This is a genomic window from Pseudomonas meliae (assembly GCF_001400515.1).
Taxonomy (GTDB): Bacteria; Pseudomonadota; Gammaproteobacteria; order Pseudomonadales; family Pseudomonadaceae; genus Aquipseudomonas; species Aquipseudomonas amygdali.
Genome location: NZ_LJQT01000136.1, coordinates 19,170 through 38,280 on the forward strand (window position 1 = coordinate 19,170; position 19,111 = coordinate 38,280).

14 protein-coding genes and 4 pseudogenes are annotated in these 19,111 nt (G+C 59.9%); all 18 read right to left on the reverse strand.

Translation table 11 applies throughout. From position 1 onward, the window contains the following. Positions 1 to 37 precede the first annotated feature (37 nt). A complete protein-coding gene (purD, locus tag ALO64_RS05985) occupies positions 38 to 1,333 on the reverse strand; it encodes a phosphoribosylamine--glycine ligase (RefSeq protein ID WP_044344136.1) in 1,296 nt (431 codons plus the stop codon). Between the two features lie 117 nt (positions 1,334 to 1,450). Continuing rightward, positions 1,451 to 3,055 (reverse strand): bifunctional phosphoribosylaminoimidazolecarboxamide formyltransferase/IMP cyclohydrolase, encoded by a 1,605-nt coding sequence (purH, locus tag ALO64_RS05990; protein WP_005732154.1) that lies wholly within the window; start codon positions 3,053 to 3,055, stop codon positions 1,451 to 1,453. A gap of 80 nt (positions 3,056 to 3,135) precedes the next feature. Further along, positions 3,136 to 3,456 carry a DNA-binding transcriptional regulator Fis gene (fis, locus tag ALO64_RS05995; protein ID WP_002555375.1) on the reverse strand — a complete coding sequence of 107 codons (321 nt, stop codon included), beginning with the start codon at positions 3,454 to 3,456 and terminating at the stop codon, positions 3,136 to 3,138. After that, on the reverse strand, positions 3,453 to 4,466 hold the full coding sequence (gene dusB / locus ALO64_RS06000) for a tRNA dihydrouridine synthase DusB (protein ID WP_044344135.1): 1,014 nt from the start codon (positions 4,464 to 4,466) through the stop codon (positions 3,453 to 3,455). The genes fis and dusB overlap by 4 nt, the downstream gene beginning before the upstream one ends. 317 nt (positions 4,467 to 4,783) lie before the next feature. Further along, positions 4,784 to 6,093, reverse strand: a pseudogene (locus tag ALO64_RS06005) (DUF3426 domain-containing protein). 24 nt (positions 6,094 to 6,117) lie between these two features. Further along, a pseudogene (prmA, locus tag ALO64_RS06010) lies at positions 6,118 to 7,010 on the reverse strand (50S ribosomal protein L11 methyltransferase). A 138-nt stretch (positions 7,011 to 7,148) separates the two neighbouring features. After that, entirely contained in the window at positions 7,149 to 8,492 is a 1,344-nt protein-coding gene (accC, locus tag ALO64_RS06015) for an acetyl-CoA carboxylase biotin carboxylase subunit (protein WP_002555371.1), read from the reverse strand. A 17-nt stretch (positions 8,493 to 8,509) separates the two neighbouring features. Next, positions 8,510 to 8,965, reverse strand: a complete 456-nt coding sequence (gene accB, locus ALO64_RS06020) for an acetyl-CoA carboxylase biotin carboxyl carrier protein (RefSeq protein ID WP_044344133.1) — start codon at positions 8,963 to 8,965, stop codon at positions 8,510 to 8,512. A 76-nt stretch (positions 8,966 to 9,041) separates the two neighbouring features. Next, on the reverse strand, positions 9,042 to 9,494 hold the full coding sequence (gene aroQ, locus ALO64_RS06025) for a type II 3-dehydroquinate dehydratase (protein ID WP_044344132.1): 453 nt from the start codon (positions 9,492 to 9,494) through the stop codon (positions 9,042 to 9,044). A gap of 129 nt (positions 9,495 to 9,623) precedes the next feature. After that, on the reverse strand, positions 9,624 to 11,414 hold the full coding sequence (locus tag ALO64_RS06030) for a protein-disulfide reductase DsbD (RefSeq protein ID WP_268794409.1): 1,791 nt from the start codon (positions 11,412 to 11,414) through the stop codon (positions 9,624 to 9,626). A gap of 111 nt (positions 11,415 to 11,525) precedes the next feature. Then, a complete protein-coding gene (locus tag ALO64_RS06035; RefSeq protein ID WP_044344130.1) occupies positions 11,526 to 11,798 on the reverse strand; it encodes a DUF3613 domain-containing protein in 273 nt (90 codons plus the stop codon). Continuing rightward, positions 11,795 to 12,496: pseudogene (locus tag ALO64_RS06040) on the reverse strand (hypothetical protein). The gene ALO64_RS06035 and the pseudogene ALO64_RS06040 overlap by 4 nt, the downstream one beginning before the upstream one ends. Before the next feature lie 36 nt (positions 12,497 to 12,532). Further along, on the reverse strand, positions 12,533 to 13,417 hold the full coding sequence (locus ALO64_RS06045) for a type II secretion system F family protein (protein WP_002555365.1): 885 nt from the start codon (positions 13,415 to 13,417) through the stop codon (positions 12,533 to 12,535). Then, positions 13,418 to 14,302 (reverse strand): type II secretion system F family protein, encoded by an 885-nt coding sequence (locus ALO64_RS06050; RefSeq protein WP_044344129.1) that lies wholly within the window; start codon positions 14,300 to 14,302, stop codon positions 13,418 to 13,420. Between the two features lie 21 nt (positions 14,303 to 14,323). Beyond that, a complete protein-coding gene (locus tag ALO64_RS06055) occupies positions 14,324 to 15,580 on the reverse strand; it encodes a CpaF family protein (RefSeq protein ID WP_044344128.1) in 1,257 nt (418 codons plus the stop codon). Then, positions 15,580 to 16,770, reverse strand: a complete 1,191-nt coding sequence (locus ALO64_RS06060) for an AAA family ATPase (protein ID WP_004666301.1) — start codon at positions 16,768 to 16,770, stop codon at positions 15,580 to 15,582. Before ALO64_RS06060 ends, ALO64_RS06055 begins: the two co-directional genes overlap by 1 nt. Then, positions 16,767 to 18,017: pseudogene (locus ALO64_RS06065) on the reverse strand (type II and III secretion system protein family protein). Before ALO64_RS06065 ends, ALO64_RS06060 begins: the two are co-directional and overlap by 4 nt. Positions 18,018 to 18,037: 20 nt before the next feature. Beyond that, positions 18,038 to 18,997 (reverse strand): Flp pilus assembly protein CpaB, encoded by a 960-nt coding sequence (cpaB, locus tag ALO64_RS06070; RefSeq protein WP_044344127.1) that lies wholly within the window; start codon positions 18,995 to 18,997, stop codon positions 18,038 to 18,040. Positions 18,998 to 19,111 lie beyond the last annotated feature (114 nt).

Genomic DNA, 19,111 nt, shown 5'->3' on the forward strand with positions numbered 1-19,111 from the left:
TCGGCCTGCCTCTGATTGAAGAGGCAGGCCTGATCGATTATTCCAGCTCTTCGCCACGCTCTCGGGCAATGGCACGGTAGCCAATGTCCTTGCGATAGAAACATCCTTGCCAATCAACCTTGGCAGCCAACGCATAGGCATTTTGCTGCGCATTGCCAACACTGTCACCCAGTGCCGTAGCACACAGTACACGACCGCCGCTGGTCACGACACGATCATCCTGCAAGGCAGTGCCTGCGTGGAATATCTTGCCTTCCAACTGTGCAGCAGCTTCCAGGCCTTCGATAACTGCGCCTTTGGCGTAATCGCCGGGGTAGCCACCAGCGGCCAGGACGATCCCCAGGCTTGGACGGGGGTCCCACTGTGCTTCGATCTTGTCCAGCGCCTGCGCCAGCGCTGCTTCAACCAGCAGTACCAGACTTGATTGCAGGCGCAGCATGACCGGCTGGGTTTCCGGGTCGCCGAAGCGGCAATTGAATTCGATGACCTTCGGGTTGCCAGCTTTGTCGATCATCAGACCAGCATAGAGGAATCCGGTGTAAACATTGCCTTCATCAGCCATCCCCCTGACGGTCGGCCAGATAACCAGATCCATGACACGTTGATGAACTTCGGCGGTGACCACCGGGGCAGGGGAGTAGGCCCCCATGCCACCGGTGTTCGGGCCGGTGTCGCCGTCGCCGACGCGCTTGTGATCCTGGCTGGTGGCCATGGGCAGCACATTCTTGCCGTCGACCATGACAATGAAGCTGGCTTCTTCGCCATCGAGAAACTCTTCGATAACGACGCGGGAGCCGGCTTCGCCAAAGGCGTTGCCAGCGAGCATGTCACGCACGGCATCTTCGGCTTCTGCCAGGGTCATGGCGACGATCACGCCCTTGCCTGCTGCAAGGCCGTCGGCCTTGATGACTATCGGAGCGCCTTTTTCACGCAGATAGGCCAGGGCAGGCTCGATCTCGGTGAAGTTCTGATAGTCGGCAGTAGGGATCTTGTGGCGCGCCAGGAAGTCCTTGGTAAATGCCTTGGAACCCTCAAGCTGCGCAGCGCCGGCGGTCGGACCGAAGCAGTCCAGACCACGGCTGCGGAACAGGTCGACAACGCTTGCAACCAGCGGCACTTCAGGACCGACGATGGTCAGTGAAACGTTCTTTTCAGCGAAATCCGCCAGTTGCTCCAGTGCCAGAACGTCGATAGCCACGTTCTCGCATTTGGCTTCGATGGCCGTGCCCGCGTTGCCGGGTGCGACAAACACCTTCTGCACACGTGGGTCCTGAGCGACTTTCCATGCCAGGGCGTGTTCACGACCGCCGCTGCCAATGATCAAAACATTCATTTCAAAAACCTCGATGACGCTGATTCTGGAGTACGCGGTGTGCCTGAGGCGACCCAACCGCCGTACGAGACCGCACTGGCGCACTAGACGCCTGCGCCAGTGCGACCGTTTTTCTGATTAGTGCCTGAAATGGCGCATGCCGGTGAAGACCATCGCGATGCCTGCTTCATCTGCTGCTGCAATCACTTCGTTGTCACGCATCGAGCCGCCGGGCTGGATGACGGCAGTGATGCCGACCTTGGCCGCGTTGTCGATACCGTCACGGAACGGGAAGAACGCATCGGAGGCCATGACTGCGCCCTGTACCTGCAGCCCAGCATGTTCGGCCTTGATGGCGGCGATGCGTGCCGAGTTCACGCGGCTCATCTGGCCTGCGCCGACGCCTACGGTCTGGCGGTTGCGGGCGTAGACGATGGCGTTGGACTTGACGTACTTGGCGACTTTCCAGGCAAAGATCAGGTCGTGCATTTCGTGTTCGGTAGGGGCACGCTGGGTAACGACCTTGAGGTCTGCCTGAGTGATCATGCCGATATCGCGGCTCTGTACCAGCAAGCCGCCATTGACGCGTTTGTAGTCCCAGGCAGGCAGACGCTCGCTCCACTGGCCGCTGGTCAGCAGGCGCACATTGGCTTTGCTGGCCACGATGGCACGCGCTTCGGCGCTGACGCTTGGCGCGATGATCACTTCGACGAACTGGCGCTCGACGATGGCCTTGGCCGTTGCTGCGTCCAGCTCGCGGTTGAAGGCGATGATGCCGCCAAATGCCGATTCGGAGTCGGTGGCATAGGCCAGCTCGTACGCCTGACGAATGCCGCCTTCATCATCCGGGCAGACCGCGACACCGCACGGGTTGGCGTGTTTGACGATCACGCAGGCCGGTTTGACGAAGCTCTTGACGCATTCCAGCGCGGCGTCGGTATCGGCGACGTTGTTGAACGACAGTTCCTTGCCTTGCAGCTGGGTGGCCGTGGCAATGCCGACCTCGGCAGGTTTGGCTTCAACGTAAAACGCCGCGCTCTGGTGCGGGTTCTCGCCGTAGCGCATTTCCTGGGCCTTGACGAACTGGGTGTTGAAGGTGCGCGGGAACTGACTGCGGCCTTCGGTGCTCAGGGTTTCGGCAGTCTGGTCGACGCCGCCCAGGTAGTTGGCGATCATGCCGTCGTAGGCGGCGGTGTGCTCGAACGCCTTGAGCATCAGGTCGAAGCGCTGTGCATAGGTCAGGCCGCCAGCCTTGAGGCTTTCCAATACCTGACCGTAGTCACTGGCGTTGACCACGATTGCGACATCTTTATGGTTCTTCGCAGCGGAACGGACCATGGTCGGGCCGCCGATATCGATGTTTTCGATGGCGGTCGGCAGGTCGCAGCCCGGCTTGGATACAGTGGCTTCAAACGGATACAGGTTGACTGCAACCAGATCGATCGGCTTGATGCCGTGCTCGGTCATGATGGCGTCGTCGATGCCGCGACGACCCAGAATGCCGCCGTGGATCATGGGGTGCAGAGTCTTGACCCGGCCATCCATCATTTCAGCGAAGCCGGTGTAGTCAGCCACTTCGACTGCCGCGACGCCGTTGTCCTTGAGCAGTTTGAACGTACCGCCAGTGGAAAGAATCTCGACGCCCAGTGCTTCAAGCTCGCGGGCAAACTCAAGGATTCCTGTCTTGTCGGATACGCTGATCAGGGCGCGACGGATAGGCAGGCGGGTAGTCTGGTCGGTCATCTCGATTTCCATCAAAAGCAAAAGAAGTCAGCAAAAAAAAGCGACCGCGGTGCAAGGTCGCCTTTTCTGTTTTGAATGCTTTAAAGCAGATCGTACTGTTTGAGTTTCTTGCGCAGCGTGCCGCGGTTCAGTCCCAGCAGCTCGGAAGCCTTCGTCTGGTTGCCCTTGACGTAGTTCATCACGCTTTCCAGAAGCGGAGCCTCGACTTCCGACAACACCAGGTTGTAGACGTCAGTGACGGATGCGCCTTCGAGGTGGGCGAAATAATTGTGCAGCGCCTTCTCGACACTTCCGCGCAGGGTCTGACCCTCTTCGCTCGGCGTGTTGAGGTGCTGTTTCAAATTGACGTTGTCGCTCACGGGTGTTGTTCCACTCACTAAAGTCTCGGTCATCATCGTCATGCGGCCACCTCTTTATCATTCTCGTTATCCGGGCCCTTGCAGCCTTGGCTGAAGAACTCCCGGACGTTGGCGCACTGTGCTTCCGTATCTTCCAAACGATTGAAGTGGGCGCGAAACTCTCTGGCGCCCGGCAGGGTTGCGAGATACCAACTGACGTGTTTGCGTGCAATACGCACGCCCATCACATCTCCATAGAAAACGTGGAGCGCTGCCAGATGCTCAAGCAGAATACGTTCCACTTCACTCGACTGCGGAGCCGGGAGTTTTTCTCCGGTACGCAGGAAGTGTTCTATCTCGCGAAAAATCCAGGGACGCCCTTGGGCGGCCCTGCCAATCAGTAACCCGTCTGCGCCGGTAGCCTGTAGCAAGCGCCGGGCTTTTTCGGGTGAATCGATGTCGCCGTTGGCAAACACCGGTATCGACACTGCCTGTTTGATCATGGCAATGGTGTCGTACTCGGCTTCGCCGGTGTAAAGGTCGGCACGGGTTCGCCCGTGTACCGCCAGTGCCTGAATACCGGCCTGCTCGGCGATTTTCGCCACTGTCAGGCCGTTCCGGTTGTCGCGATCCCATCCGGTGCGGATCTTCAGCGTAACCGGCACATCGACCGCAGCCACGACGGCTTGCAGGATGTCGTTCACCAGTTGCTCGTCTTTCAACAGCGCCGAACCTGCTGCCTTGTTACAGACCTTCTTGGCCGGGCAACCCATGTTGATGTCGATGATCTGGGCACCCAGTTCGACATTGGCACGTGCTGCGTCTGCCAGCATCTGCGGATCACCGCCGGCGATCTGTACCGAGCGCGGCTCGGGATCACCTTCGTGGATCATGCGCAGACGCGATTTGCGGCTGTTCCACAGGCTCATGTCACTGGTGACCATCTCCGAAACCACCAGGCCGGCACCGAGTTGTCGGCACAGCTGACGGAAAGGCTGGTCGGTGACGCCCGCCATCGGGGCGAGGACCAAGCCGTTTTGCACTGTATATGGGCCGATGCGTACTGCCGACATAGCCTTACCTGTTGTGGAGGCCAAATCATCCGCAGGCCGTGTAAAAAACCGTTTCACCCGGTCTGCAACGGCCCGTCCCGCCAGCCGCTTGCGCCACCGTCAGATCGAACCGAGAGTTTGAAAAAGGGTTGGCATGATACCCGCTCTCGATGACTGGATAAAGGCTGAATTGGATAAAATCTGAACAGCTGGTTGTAGCGCTTGCAGAGAACGATTACACGGCATCTGGCGCTGTAAATTCTGCGATCATGCAGCGTTCCCTGGCCTAACGAGCCTGTATTGGATCAAGTAAAGCCGACGTTATGGCAGTAGGCCTGTCATTCCGGCGAACGGAAGTTCAGGCTGTAATTCACGGCCTTGGCGCCTGGATCAAGGATATCCAGCGCGATATGGATCGGCGTTTGCGGTGGCATCTCTTCCTTGCCGGCCATTTCGCCGCTCAGGTATTCACCGGGCTTGAACCGACGACTGGCAATCAACTGACCGCCGGTATCGGAAAAACGCAGCTCCAGCAGCGGGAACGGCTGGGAAAACGAGGCACGGTTGTAGATGATCGCGTCTACCACCAGAGCCCCCTGAAACTCAGGATGGCTGCGTACCACCAGGTTGCTGCTCTTGAGCTGGGATATGTCCACCTTGGTCGGCACCTTGCAGCCAATTTGCGGGCAAATCTGCTGGAACCACGGGCGATACTGATCCTGGCGCGCCAGTTGATCGAAATGGTACCAGACGTATTGACCTACCAGACCCGCCAAAGCCAGTACGATCAACAGGCCCCACGCAAAGCGTCGGCCCCAGCGCGGTTTGGGCGGCTGCCAGTCCAGTTGCAAAGGGTCGTCAGTCAGGTCAAGCAGTGCCTGCTCGCGCACTGCAGGTTCGTTACGGCTGCGTCTGCCACGTGGTTCAGGTTCTGGTTCGTCGTCGTCATGATCTTCGTCGTCATCCACGGCTGACCAGCGTTGCACTTTTTCGGCAGGCAGGGCCTTGCGCGGTGTGGTAACAAGCACGACGGGTTCGTCATCGTCCAGGTGCTTGTCCAGTGACAGCGAGGGCTCGGTCCTTTTGTCGTCGGGCAAAGCCTCCGGGTCTTCGGGCGGATCCGGGGCGGGGATGACCTCGGCGTGCAGCTCGGGCAGACGTTCGACATCGTCGTTGTGCAGCGTGCCGACCCAGGCAGCCTCGTCGGTCTGGCGATTGTCACGCTTCGCCGTCAGGTTCTCATCGTCAGTGCCGTTGTCGCTGGCCGGGCGGGCGAAGGTGTCGGGTCGTCGGGTCTCGCGCTGTTCGAGGCGAGCCAGTTCTTCGTCCAGGTTCAGATTGTCCAGATCCAGCTCGCTGACCTGCCAGGGGTCATCGTCTTCATGGGCCTTTTCCGGTTCAGGCTTCAATTCGGGTTCAGGCGTCGACGCAGGCTCTGGTTGGGGCGGCGCTATGACCACCGGTGCGGCGCTCAGGGCCTCCTTTTCGGAGTCGACTATGGCGCGCTGCTCCAGCAACTGCCGGGCTGCGTTGAAAACCTGCAGGCAGGCGCCACATCGCACCACGCCGCGGGCCACGCTCAGTTGAGCANNCTGACTCTGAAACTGGTCTGGCAGTGCGGGCACTGGGTGACAAAACTGTCGGTCATGCGGCTGTCCGGTTGAAGCGGCGGTTAACGGCGGCGTCCCGTGATGCGTACCCAGCTATCTCGGTTTGCGATCGGGTCCAGATCAAAGCTGTCAGCATAGGCCGCAGCGACTTCCTCACCCTGTTCGGCCAGGATGCCTGACAGCGCCAGGCGACCGCCNNNCCGCCGGTCCTGACCAGCGATGCCAGTTGCGGTGCCAGGGAAACCAGCGGGCCAGCCAGAATGTTGGCGACCAGCACATCGGCTTGCTGATGTGGCAAGTCCTCGGGCAGGTACAGCGGGAAGCGCTCGGCAGCGATGTTATTGCGTCCGGCATTGTCACGAGAGGCTTCCAGTGCCTGCACGTCGATGTCAGTGCCCACGGCCTGTTCGGCACCCAGCAGCAGAGCGGCGATGGCCAGAATGCCCGAGCCGCAACCGAAATCCAGCACGTTGCAGCCTTTGAGGTCCTGGCCGTCCAGCCATTCAAGGCACAGTGCGGTGGTCGGATGGGTGCCGGTGCCGGTGCCGAATGCCAGGCCAGGATCAAGCAGCAGGTTCACGGCATCCGGTTGCGGTGCAGCATGCCAGCTTGGCACGATCCACAGGCGCTTGCCGAAACACATTGGCTGGAAGTTATCCATCCAGCTGCGCTCCCAGTCCTGATCTTCGATGACTTCGGCGCTGTGCTCGGGCAGTTCTTCGCCGGTCAGCAGGCTCAGGTGTGCCAAGGCCATTTCGGCATTGGTGTCGGCTTCGAACAGCGCCAGCAAATGGGTGTGTGTCCATAGCGGCGTGGTGTTGAGTTCAGGCTCGAAAATCGGCTGGTCTTCGGCGTCCATGAATGTCACGGACACGGCACCGACTTCAAGAAGGGCGTCTTCGTAGGTTTCGGCTTGTTCTGGGCTGATGGCGAGACGGACTTGCAGCCAAGGCATGGCGGATTACCTTCGATTCGGAAATTAAGTGCGGCTTGCACGGCCGGCACGGCCGCAGGAAGCGGGCAAGTTTACTGCTATGCGCTGCAAACAACAAAGCCGCATCGCTGCGGCTTTGTCGTTCTGAAACACACAGGCTTATTGATTGGCCAGTTTGTGCTCCAGGTAGTGGATGTTGACTCCGCCTTCGCAGAAGCCTTCATCACGGGTCAGATCACGGTGCAGCGGGATATTGGTCTTGATTCCGTCGACCACGATTTCGTCCAGGGCATTGCGCATGCGTGCCATGGCTTCTTCGCGGGTCGCGCCCCAGGTGATCACTTTGCCGATCAGCGAGTCGTAGTTGGACGGAACCTTGTAGCCGCTGTACAGGTGCGAATCGACCCGCACACCGTTGCCGCCCGGTGCGTGGAAGTGCTTGACCAGACCTGGGCTTGGAACGAAGGTTTTCGGGTCTTCGGCGTTGATCCGGCATTCCAGCGCATGCCCTTTGATGACCACGTCATCCTGGGTGTACGACAGTTTGTTGCCGGCGGCGATGCTGAGCATCTCCTTGACGATGTCGATACCGGTGACCATTTCGGATACCGGGTGCTCCACCTGAACACGGGTGTTCATCTCGATGAAGTAGAAACGACCGTTCTCGTACAGGAACTCGAAAGTACCCGCGCCGCGATAGCCGATATCGATACACGCCTTGACGCAGGCAGCCAGAACATCCGCACGCGCCTGTTCGTCGATGAACGGTGCCGGTGCTTCTTCCAGAACCTTCTGGTGACGGCGCTGCAGCGAGCAGTCGCGGTCGCCCAGATGAATCGCCTGGCCCTGGCCGTCGGAAATGACCTGGACCTCCACGTGACGCGGGTTGGTCAGGTATTTTTCCAGGTAGACCATCGGGTTGCTGAACCAGGCCGCAGCTTCGGCGCGGGTCTGGGAGGCGGCTTCGATCAGGTCTTCTTCGCGATGAACCACACGCATGCCGCGACCACCACCGCCACCGGCGGCCTTGATGATCACCGGGTAACCCACTTCACGACCAATGCGCAGAGCGGTTGCTTCGTCTTCCGGCAGCGGGCCGTCGGAGCCCGGAACGGTTGGCACGTTGGCCAGCTTCATGGCGTCCTTGGCAGAAACCTTGTCGCCCATCAGGCGGATGGTGTCTGCTTTCGGGCCGATGAAGGCAAAACCCGATTTTTCGACCTGTTCGGCGAAATCGGCGTTTTCAGCGAGGAAGCCGTAGCCAGGGTGGATCGCCGTGGCACCGGTCACTTCGGCAGCCGAGATGATCGCCGGAATGTTCAGGTAGGACAGATTGGCTGGTGCCGGACCAATGCAGACGGTTTCGTCTGCCAGGCCCAGGTGCATCAACTCGCGATCTGCCGTGGAGTGTACAGCGACGGTCTTGATGCCCAGTTCTTTACAGGCACGCAAGATGCGCAAGGCAATTTCGCCGCGGTTGGCGATTAGAACTTTTTCCAACATCGCAGGCTCTCCCCGGGTCAAACGATTGTGAACAGCGGCTGGTCAAACTCAACCGGCTGACCGTTTTCTACCAGGATGGATTCGATCACGCCGCTGGCTTCTGCCTGGATGTGGTTCATCATTTTCATCGCTTCAACGATGCAGATGGTGTCGCCTTTCTTGACGGTCTGACCCACTTCGACGAATGCAGGCGAAGTAGGTGCCGGGGTGCGGTAGAACGTACCGACCATTGGCGACTTGACCACAAAGCCGTTCAGTTTCGGAGCCGATGGTGCTTCTGCTGCGACCGGAGCGGCTGCTGGAGCCGGTGCGGCGACAGGCGCAGCAACCGGGGCTGGCGCGTAGTAAGGCTGCGCTGGAGTCTTGCTGTGACGGCTGATCCGTACGGATTCTTCGCCTTCACGAATTTCCAGCTCGTCGATGCCGGACTCTTCCAGCAATTCGATCAGCTTCTTGACTTTGCGAATATCCATTAATCAACTCCCAAGGTTCTGTAAGGGCAATTTGTCGGCCGTTTCAAGCGATGTGGTCAGCGTCAGGCTGGACTCGTCATGGCTTGGCACTGGCGGCCAGTTGTTCCAGGGCGGCTTCCAGGGCCAGGCGGTATCCGCTGGCTCCCAGGCCGCAGATCACTCCTACAGCGACATCTGAAAAGTAGGAGTGATGGCGGAAAGGTTCGCGTTTGTGCACGTTTGATAAATGCACTTCGATGAATGGGATGCTCACTCCCATCAGCGCGTCACGTATTGCAACGCTTGTGTGCGTAAAAGCAGCCGGATTGATCAAAATAAAGTCCACACCCTCACCGCGCGCGGCGTGAATACGGTCGATCAGTTCATACTCGGCATTGCTTTGCAGATACATCAGGTGGTGACCGGCATCGCGCGCGCGTTGCTCCAGGTCCTGATTGATCTGGGGCAGGGTGATGGTGCCGTAGACCCCGGTTTCCCGAGTGCCCAGCAGGTTCAGGTTGGGCCCGTGAAGGACCAGGATAGTCGCCATTGCGTGTTCCTTTTATTGTCTGCGAGCGGTTTACGCCCGGCGACTATGCCGGAAGGGCAGTGGACTGTCCAGTTAACAACAGTAGCCAGCACGATGAGCGATATTCGCGCAAAGTTTGTGACTCACCGTTTAGTTCTGGTCATTTGCCCTGTTCAAGCGTTCAATCAGGCCTGCGGCGTCGATTTCGCCGACGACTCGCACATTTTGCAGCTCTTCGCCGTTTTTAGCGAAAAACAGCAGCGCGGGAGGACCGAACAGCTTGTAGCGGTCGAGCAGGGCGCGTTGCTCTGCATTGCTGTCTGTCATGTCGAAGCGAACCAGGCTGTAACCCGATAATCCGGCAACGACCCCAGGATCGGGCAGAACTTCGTGCTCGATGACCTTGCAACTGATGCACCAGTCAGCGTACCAGTCGAGCAACAGCGGTTTGCCTGCGTTTCGCGCTTCCTGCATCACGCGGTCCAGTTCGGCTGAGGTGGTGATGGTTTGCCACTGGTTCGAGTTTGATGTGACTGTTGGGTTGTTTGCCGTGGCGTATTCGCGCCCCAGCGGACGCAGCGGGTCGGTTTGTCCGGACAGCGCGCCATACCAGCTGGCCAGCGCATAAACCAACAGCGCCAGACCGAGCAGTTGAGCGAGCTTTTGCCGAGTGGTCTTTTCAGTGAACTCCAGTGCGCCGAGAAACAGCGCAACACCCGCAGACAGCAGGCCGACCAGCAACAAGGTGACCTGGCCCGGCAAAACGCGGCTCAGCAAACCGATGGCCAGCGCCAGCAGCAGTACACCGATTGCATTTTTCACCGTGACCAGCCAAGGCCCGCTTTTCGGCAGCCATGCAGCACCACCGGTGGCTATCAACAGCAATGGCGCGCCCATGCCCAGGCCCAGCGCAAACAGTTTCAGCCCGCCACCAACGGCGTCGCCGCTGGCGCTGATATACAGCAGCGCACCGGCCAGAGGGGCGGAAACACAGGGGGAGACCAGCAGGCTGGAAACCACGCCCAGCACGGCTGCGCCCCACAGTGATCCGCCTTCGGTCTTGCCGGCGATACGGTCCAGACGAGAACTGATCGACTGCGGCAGACGCAGTTCGAAAGCGCCAAACATGGCGATGGCAAAGATCACGAAAAACGCTGAAAACGGCACCAGAACCCAGGCCGATTGCAGGCGTGCCTGCAGATTCAGACTCGCGCCAAACATACCCATCAGCGCGCCAAGCAAGGCAAAACAGGCCGCCATCGGCAGTACGTAAGCCAGTGACAGGCTCAGGCCGCGCAGGCCGCCAACCTTGCCGCGCAGCACCACGCCGGACAGAATCGGCAGCATCGGCAGTACACAGGGGGTAAAGGTCAGACCTACGCCTGCGAGGAAAAACAGCGCCAGTTCTTTCCAGCTCCAGGCGGCTGAGGTGGCTGCTGTAGTGGCGGATGCCGAGACGGCAGGGCTGGCGGCCACATCGCCAATGTTCAAACGCTCGGTTTCAGGCGGGTAGCACAGGCCCTTGTCGGCGCAGCCCTGATAGGTGACAGCGAGCGTGAAGGGGCGTTGTTCACCGGTTTTGCGTGGCAGGTCGATGTCGAGAATGCCGTGATAGACCTCGACATCGCCAAAGTATTCGTCGTGTTTCTGTTCGCCCTTGGGCAGTTGTGCTTCGCCCAGGCCGATATCAGCAGGCTCGGTGCGAAACTGGAAACGATGGCGATACAGATAATAGCCATCGGTGGCGACCAGCCTTAGCTTGATCGATTCTGGCGTGGTTTCGATCAGGCTCAACTGAAAAGCCTGCCGCACGGGCAGGAAGTCCTTGCTGTTATCCAGCGAGCCGCCGCCCAGGGTTGACGACGGGCGGCTGTCCAGCAGACCGGCACCGAAGGCGGGCAGGGCCAGGATCAATAACATCAGGCATAACAAACGGCGCATGGCAGTCTCGAATCTCGAAAGTCCGCGCATGATAGCGGAGTGTTTCGCGGCCTGCTGACAGGAGGTTTGTAAGGTGCAGTGTCATTCAGGTGACAGAACCACCCCGCGAGGCTACTTGCTACCCGCTGAAAACTTGCCGCCAGCCTCCTGTTCGTAGTACTCGGGGATTTTGTACTTATAGGTTTCCAGCCAGCGTTGCAGGCTCAGGTCACGCTCGGCGGCGGTATTGATTTGTAGCGTCGGCGATGCAGCCTTGCCGCTGGCTTGCAGTTGCAGCCAGGTTTCAGTCTGTTTCTGCGCGTAAGGTGATTGCTCGTCGCTCGCAGCCCAGGCGCTGCTGACGATAAAAAGGGTGAAAATGCTGCCGACGAGTGCGCCTTTCATGGTTGTGCTCCTGTTGTACTGGCGGACGCGAGTGGCGTGGCGCGGGTTTTTCCGATTTTTTCGGCACGCGCCTGAGCCTCGGTGATCTGCTCGGGCGTCAGTCCGGCTCGAGAGGCCAGTTCGGCTGCTTGCGTCCATTTGTTCTGGTAGATCAGCAAGGTGGCCAGATTGATTGCCGCCAGCGGATCGGACTGTTTGAGCTCCATGGCGGTGAGGAACTGGAAGCGCGCCTGTTCCAGTTTCAACTGATTGAGATAGACAACGCCCAGGTCGTTGCGGATTTTTTCGTCAGTCGGTTGCAGTTTGCTGGCCATGAGCAGATGTTGCTGAGCCAGCGCATTGTCGCCACGCGCCGCAGCCAGTTGTTCCAGCCCATGCTCACCCTCGGCTGCCCGGCAGGTGCCCAGCAGGCTGCGATACAGCGGCTCGGCTTAGTTGCTGCCCAACAGCCGCAATACCCGTGCCTTGCGCAGGCGAACCTCGCCCAGGCTGTCCGGCAGGCTTTCCAGATTGGCGAGGCTGGCATGCAAGCGTCCCTCATCTGCCATGTTCTGAGCCAGATTCAGGGAGAACTCCTGATCCGATGTCAGTTTGGGGCATTGGCCGGACTGAGCCGTGGCTTGTGTCCAGAGCGCGCTGCCATCACTGGTACATCCGTTCAGCAACAGCAGCCCGAGTAGTGCGATCACTGGTTTCATTGCAATGCGTCCTTTCGTGCACGGGTAACACTGGATTCAACTGCCCAGTGCGCGACTTATGGCGATAAATCCAGGGCCCGCCAATACGATCAGCAGGGCTGGAAACAGAAACACCATCATGACCACCGACATCTTTGCCGACAGTTTGGAAATATATTCCTGCAGGCGGGTCAGGCGTCGGTCGTCAATCAGTTGCTTGAGCGTGAGCAGAGACTTCAATGCGCCGCCGCCCTGATGAATCAACTGATTGAGGATCACACATGTGTCACTCAACTCATCGACGGCCAGCAAGGCCGCGGTTTTTCGCAGTTCTTCGCCCAGTTCCAGGCCAGAGTCGACCCGCACCAGTACCACGCGAATTTCCTCGGACAGCACCGGCAGCAAGTCTTTACCTTCAAGACTCAGCACGCGTAGCGCCTGCTCGACGGCCATGCCGGACTCGAACAGGATGCGCAGCAACGGGATAAACGTAGAAATTTCCACCACCACCTGTTTCTGGCGGCGCTGAGCGACGGCCGCGAGAATTCGTTTGGGCAGCAGATAACCGATTCCCAAGGCAAATACCGGCGCTATGAGCGGCTGCTCGACGCCTTTGAAAAGCAGCAGTTGGGCCACAATGACCACGACCATCAGGCCGACCGGAACGCCGACCTGGCATGCGGCAAACAATGAGCGTTTGCTGGCGCGCCGCCAGCCGATTCGATTGAGCAACATCTGGGTTTCCGAGTCCAGGCTGATGCTGCGCTGGCCAATGCGGGTATCGCCGAGCAACCGCAACAGGCTGCCGATGCGGCTTTCGCGAATCACCTGGCCCCTCAATCGTCTTGCCACCAAGCGTTCGTTACGGCGTTGCCGAGCCATGCCGGACAGCAGTAGAAATGCGGCAGCGGCGAGCATCACGGCAGCGAGTAACAATTCCATCTAAATGCTCCTCAACATGCGCCACAGCACCACGCACCCTGTTGCCTGCAGGACGAAGGCCATGCTCAACATGATCTTCCCGCTGTCATCGTTCCACATATGCAACAGATAGCTGGGGTTCACGGTCAGAAAGTAGCCGGCCATGCCGACCGGCAGCAGCGCCAGCACTAGCGCTGTCATGCGGGTTTCACCGGTCATTGCGCGCAATTGGCGACCGGCCTGTTCCCGGTCACGAATCAGCTTGATCAGGTTTTCCATCAGCTCGCTGGCATTGCCGCCATATCGATGATTGACCCTCAAGCCAAGGGCAAACAGATGAAACTCGTCGCGTTCATACAGCTCGGCTAAATCCCTCGCGGCATCCGGCAGGCTGACGCCCAGTTGCACGTTCCGCTCGATACGGCTCATGCCGTCCTTGAGTGGCTGATCCGTTGCTTCGATGCCGTGCAGCACCGCGTCGGCGAGGGTTCTGCCTGATTTGAGGCTGCGTACGGTATGGTCGAGCAGTTGCGGCAATTGCTGGATCATGCGGCGCACACGCACCTCATAGCGCCACGACACAAACAGGCGCAGGGTCAGCGGCACCGCCAGCAGCGCGCTGACCGCGCCGATGCCGCCGCCCAGTCCGTAGCCGATCAGAATCAACAAGGCATAGAGCGACAAAGCCAAGCCCATGCGCTCGGTCGGTCGACCCAACCCTGCACGCAAAAAGGCCCGATCCAGGTAGGTCCATCCAGCCTTTTCAACCACAGGCTGAACCTGTCCGGCGGTCAGACGCTGCCTGACCCGTTCACTGGCGCCCTGATTGAGCGCGAGGTAGAACATGCGAATGGACGCAGTCAGCAGCAGCAAGGAGATCAGGCCGAGTACCAGTGATGCATTCATTGCGCCGCCTCCCTGAGCACGTCAGTAGCCTGGCCGCAGCTTGTCGCCTGCGGCGTGTGCAGCTTCGCGCATGAAGCCGACCCCGGTGCGGCGATCAAGCCGGAACAATGTATTGGTGACATAGATGTCATCGCGTATGCCGACTACCTCCACCACTTCGCTGACACAGCGTCGGCCATCAGGCAGGCGCGCCAGCTGGATAATCACATCCAGCGCCGCGCAGACCATCTGGCGCAGGGTTTTTTCCGGTATCAGTCGCCCGGTCAGGCCAACCAGCGTTTCCAGGCGCAGCAGAGCATCCTGAGCATTGTTGGCGTGAACGGTACTCATGGAACCGTCGTGGCCGGTGTTCATCGCCGTCAATACATCGAGCACTTCGACACCACGGATCTCGCCGAGGATGATGCGGTCCGGGCGCATCCGCAGCGAGTTGCGAATCAGGTCGCTGGCGCGCACCTCGCCATGCCCCTCGGCATTGGGCGGGCGGGTTTCCAGACGCACCACGTGCGGGTGGCTGAGCTGCAGCTCGGCAACGTCCTCGATAGTGACCAGGCGCTGGTTGCTGTCGATCAACTGGCTCAGCACGTTGAGCATGGTGGTCTTGCCTGTGCCGGTACCGCCGCTGACGAGGATGTTGCAGCGTTTGCCGACCGCTTCCTGAAAAAATTCGAAAATGGACTGATCGATGGTTTGCATGGCCACCAGATCTGTGCTCTTGAGCATGTCCTTGCGAAATTTCCGGATCGACAGGCAAGGGCCATCCAGCGCAATCGGCGGGATGATGGCATTGACCCGGCTGCCGTCGGGCAGACGCGCATCGACCATAGGCGAAGATTCATCCAGGCGCCGCCCGAGTGGCGCGAGGATGCGCTGCATCACGCGCTCGACGTGGTGCGAGTCGATAAAGCGCAGGTCGGTGTGGTGCAGCACGCCATCACGTTCGACAAATACCTTGCCCGGCCCGTTGACCAGAATTTCCGTGACCGACGTGTCGCGCAGCAACACTTCAAGCGGGCCGAAACCGGTCAGCTCATCGACCAGCTCTTCGGCCAGTCGCTCCATTTCATAGCGCGAAATAGCCAGCCGCAGTCGTGCAACGTATTCGGCCACCTTGTCGATGACAAATTGCGCCAGTGCCGGTCGTGAGCCTTCGAGCAGGTTTTTGCCGCTTTCTTCGATGCCGTCGATGATGTAACGGTGCAACACCAGTTTCAGGCCTTGGCCGTCATCGGCTTGCCCGCTGCCACGCGACGAGACGCCAAACAGTTTTTCCGCCATTACCTGTTCCCCCACAGTCGAGCGAGCCAGCCCTGATCGGGTTTGTCGTGAGCCTCGGTATTGCGTGCCAGGTGCTCGCCAAGCCGACGCAGCCCGGAACACAACGCGTCGCGTGAGGCCAGCTCGAACAGCGTCACTCCCTGGTTTTTGGCGTTGAGGCGCAGCTCTGGTGCCAGCGGCAATACGGCCTGCACCGGCAGGCCGAAGGTCTTGGCCACGGTTTCCGAATTGGGTGCGACCGAGCGCTGATAGCGATCAATCAGCAGGCTGGCGTGTTGCATTCTCATGCCTTTCTCACGCCAGTTATTAAGCACCGTCAGGTTGCGTCGACAGCCCAGTACGCTCTGGTCGGCGTACCACAGCAACTGATCGCAATGGCTGACCAGCGAGCGCAGTGCCTCGCTGTCCGGCTGGCCCACGAGGTTCACGACCACATGTTGAAAATGCTGGCGCAGGGCGCTGAGCAGCATATAAAGCTCCGCTGCGCTGGACTGCTCCAGATGATCGTCGGCTTCGCTGTACGCCAGAATGCGCAGGCCGCTTTCACTGGTGGTGAACGCACTGTCGATCAGCGTTGCATCGAGCCTGCGCAAGTGGCGCAGGGCATCGCCAAAGCTGAATGTGGATTCAAGGCCGAGCATCAGCAGGCTGTCGCCGCGCGGCAGGCCGAGGTCCAGCAGCAGCGTGCGTTGCCCGGTCTTGTGCACCACCATCGCCAGGTGCGTCGCGATCAAGGCTCCGTCGTCATCGCCTTGCGCGCCATACAGCACTGACAGGCCGCTCATGTTCGGGTTGGGCGTCACGGCAGGCAAGCGCTTGCTCAAGCGTCTGACCAGGCCGGCGACCTCACTCGAACGAGAGCCGTAAGCGACGAAATCCCGCGCCCCGGCACGCATGGCGTTGAGCACCAACTGGTTATCCATACCATCGCCAAGCGCGACGATGGCCAGCATCGGCTTGGCTTCCAGCGCGCTCTCGATCAGGGCGCTCTGGGTCATCAGATGCTCACGGTCCAGCCCGACGAACACCACACTGGCAAAGGTCACGTCCACCAGCGCGAGCAGATCGTCGAGGCTGCCGGTGCCTGCGCTGACCACTTGGCCCAGTGAGCCCAAGGCACTTTGCAGCCATTCCAGATCAGTGTTGTTACGGGTGATTGCCAGGAAGGTCTGGCTCAGGCTTTGGCTCATTTGGATAACCCGTCGCGACGGTCAAAGTCGCCGTTTTCCAGAAAATACAGGCGCGGAAAGCTTGGATCGTAGGTGCGCAGCCCCTCACCCGGCAGCGAGGGCAATTGCGCGTTGGCGGCCAGCGGTTGAACCAGGTGCGGGGTGACGATCATCAGCAGTTCGCGTTCATCGCGCTGGATTTGCGAATTGCGGAAAAACGCGCCGAGAATGGGAATGTCACCCAAGCCGGGAAACTTGCCTACGGAGCCGACGTTACTGGAGCTGATCAGCCCACTGACCACAAAGCTTTCTCCGTCGGCAAGCGCGATACTGGTGTCGGTACGCCGTATGTTAAGCGCCGGCACGTTTGTGCCGGCGATGGTGATACCGGCAGAGAAATCCAGTTCGCTGACTTCGGGGGCAACTTTTAGCAGGATTCGGTCACGGCCCACTACTGTCGGCGTCAGGGTCAGGCGTACGCCAAACTCCTTGTACTCGATGGAAATACCATTGCCCTCGCCATTGGGCACAGGCACCGGGAACTAGCCCCCTGCCAGAAAGCTTGCACTTTGCCCATTGAGCGCAACAAGGCTGGGGCGGGCCAGGGTGTAGGCGTAGCCGCTGTTTTCCATGGCGTTGAGCATGCCCAGCACTTTGCTGCTGCCGCCGCCCCAGACAATATTGAAATTGCTGTTGTTCAGCGGAATGCTCGGCCTTGTGCCACTCACCGTACCGGGGGTGACGTTTACGCCGGGAACCGTGCCAGGCGCGCCGAACAGAAAGTTGTTCGAGCCCTTGCCGAATATCGAGGTACTGGCCTCCTTGAGTTTGGTGCGGCTGACTTCGATAAAGCGGATGTCGGTCTGCACCTGGCTGGGTAACTCCGCATCAGCAGATGGCGCAGTGACGCTCTCTATCATCGATGCCGTGGCCCGGCCGCGTACGAATACCATGCTCTGGCGCGGGGCGGTGGCGCAGGCGGTCCAGACCATCAGGCTGGTCGTGCCCTGCGCAACGCCCGTCAACAGAAAACCATCCGTACCGTTGACATGCACATCGGCAATTTTCGGGTCGCCGACGGCAATGCGGGTGATGGCCACAGGTGAGCGCACTTCCTGCTGAATGCCCTGATCGATTTCCACCGCCGCTGGCATTGCAGCAAGTCCTGCACAACTGCCGGAAGCGGCCCAGGCTGATTGTGCAGACAGCGCCGCGAAGGCTAACGCCAGCAGCCGGGGTTTTGTTACTGGCACGGAACAACAGCTCATCAAATGCAATCCTTGCTCAATCAGGGAGTTTGTTGCGTGATCTGGTTACCGCGTATGACCTCGACTGCGCGAGGCGTGCGAGTGGCTGCGCCCTGTGTCGGCGAGTTGGCCGGGCCCAGGCTCAATTGTCTGAAGCTGACCAGTTGGCGGTTGGCAGAGTCCATTCGTTCGGCGGCATCACGGCTACCGGCTTCGCTCGCCCAGTAATTCTGAAGGTTGCCCTCGTCGGCGCTGCGCACGGCCAGACGCAGGACACCGGTTTGCGACGCCAGCATCAGCCGTGCCAGCAAGGCTTCCGGTACCGCGACGGTGACGGTTCGCGCGTTGATCCGCAGCTGTTCCTGTTTAAGGCGTTCGTCAGCGTTGATGTCCTGCACCGGCTTGCCGTTGCGATCCGGGCCGAGCAGCCCGCCAACTCCAAGAACTCGCAGGGCGGGTACGACCACCTGGCTGGAGCGATTCAGGTTGCTGGTGTCCTCGGGCAGGTAAAGCAGCACATCCACATAGTCGCCTGGGCTGAGCTGCCCGGATGCGCCAATCACCTCGTCAACCTGCAACGCCAGCGCTCGTTCATGAGGGCGAATCATCCGCGCCAGTGTGCCGCCTGCTTCAAAACTGTTCTCGCTAAGCCATGTTCCTGCCGTCAGTGTTCGCCAACTGCTGCGGCCCACCAGTTTGTCGATGTGCTCGAAACTTCCAGGCGGCGCGACCTTGAGGCGTTCTACGGTCAGGTCTTCAGCCGTGATGGGGGTATAGGCCGGTACGTCCCGGGCCAAAACCACTACGTTGTGGCGCAGCGCATCCTCGACGGGCGAAGTCGGGGGCGTTTGGGTCGATATTTCGGTGGCGTCAGGCACCGTGGACGGCGTGACAACTGCAGGTAACTCGGCCGGTTTGCTGACGGCGATTCCCAGATAACCGGCAATTAACGCCCCCAGCAAAAACAGGACAGCAAGCACCATGGTAATGCGACTGCTCATGGCAACGTTCCCTTTGTCATTGCAGGACAACTTCAAACCGGTGCGACAACTTCGCAATGTGGCGCGGCGGACGACGTTCCCGTCCGTTATGTGACGTTAGGAGGGTGTAGACAA